The sequence below is a fragment of the Allobosea sp. 05T439 genome (assembly GCF_056396005.1).
This window is the reverse complement of sequence record NZ_JBFTKP010000111.1, coordinates 1-1334: the sequence shown is the minus strand read 5'-3', so window position 1 is coordinate 1334 and position 1334 is coordinate 1. Positions and strand designations below refer to the sequence as shown.

Sequence of the window (1334 nt, the reverse complement as noted above, 5' to 3'; positions counted from 1 at the left end):
AAGACGAGCCCCATGAAGAGGGCGCCGCCGCTCGCKGTCAGGGTCAGCGGCACCCCCCAGACGACCAGAGTCAGCAAACCGAACAATCCGCCCAGAAAGATCCCGAAGCCGACGAAGACCATGTCGGTTGCGGAGGTGCGGCGGTCGGGATAGCCGAGTTCGGTCGCGGCCCGCTCGACTTCCGGCAACGGCCCGACCAACGACATGACGTCACCACGATTGACGCGTGTCGTCGGCTCGATCGGCATCTCAATGCCCGAGCGTGTCAGCTTGGACAGGAAGACCCCCCGCGCGAACTCCGCTTCGACCAGTTCCGCCAACGATTTCTCGTCGATGCTGCGGGCTGTCACGATGACGTTGAGCGCCTCGAGCGGAATGTCGAGCAGCTCGGGGTCGCTCACCTCGGGGCCGATCAGGTCGCCGCGGGCGGCGTGAACCTCATGGCGCGCCATAATGGCAATAATGTCGCCGGCCTGGATCCTGCGATCCGAAGCGTGGCCGAACAGCACGACACCGCTGCGAACGCGCAGGATGAAGGCACGGGTCTCCTTGATGAGCGCTTCGATCTCGGTGATCGTCTTGTTGGTCAGAACCGGGTTTTCGACGCGATAGGCGCGAACGTCGAACAAGCGGGCAGCGGAGGTGACGCCCTCCACATCGGCGCCCGGACCGGCCTTGTCCGCGCGCTGTGCCGCGATCTCGCGAAGGTTGATACCCATGAGCTTGGGCCCGACCTTCGGCAGGAACCAGACCAGGGCCGCCGTCCCGACCAGGTAGGTGACGGCGTAGGCGACGGGAATATTGTTGATGAGCGCGGTCCGCTCCGCCTGCGGAAGATTCAGCCGCTGGATCGCTTCGCCCGCCGTTCCGATGACGGTCGACTCGGAGAACGCCCCGGCAAGAAGCCCGGCCGCCGTGCCCATGTCGAAGTTCAGCAATCTCGCGAAGCCGAGCGCCACGAGCAGGCATGTGACGCACAGAACCACCGTCAGTGCCATTTGTGGAAGCGCGTCTCGCTTCAGGGCGCGAAAGAACTGCGGGCCGACCTTGTAACCGGTCGTGAAGAGGAAGAGGTCGAAGAAGACCGTCTTCACGGCCGGGGGCACCTTGACGTCGAGCTGGCCGACCAGGACGCCCGCCAGCAGGCAGCCGACGACGACGCCGAGGCTGAAGCCTCCGATCTTCGCCTTGCCGATCAGGAAGCCGAGAGCGATCGTCAGGAAGATGGCGAGCTCGGGATTGTTGCGCAGGGCTTCGACGACGTAGTTCATGCTTTGCCTCGCAGCATTGAACTCGGACATGCGATCAAGTCGTGACTGATCGAATGTCCGATG

The 1334-nt window shown here is 64.1% G+C and carries 1 protein-coding gene; it reads right to left on the bottom strand.

Annotated elements, in window-relative coordinates; translation table 11 throughout:
* The coding region (locus AC1DIO_RS35260) for an aspartate-alanine antiporter-like transporter (protein ID WP_476854940.1) at window positions 1-1271 on the bottom strand (1271 nt) is incomplete at its 3' end.
* Window positions 1272-1334 lie beyond the last annotated feature (63 nt).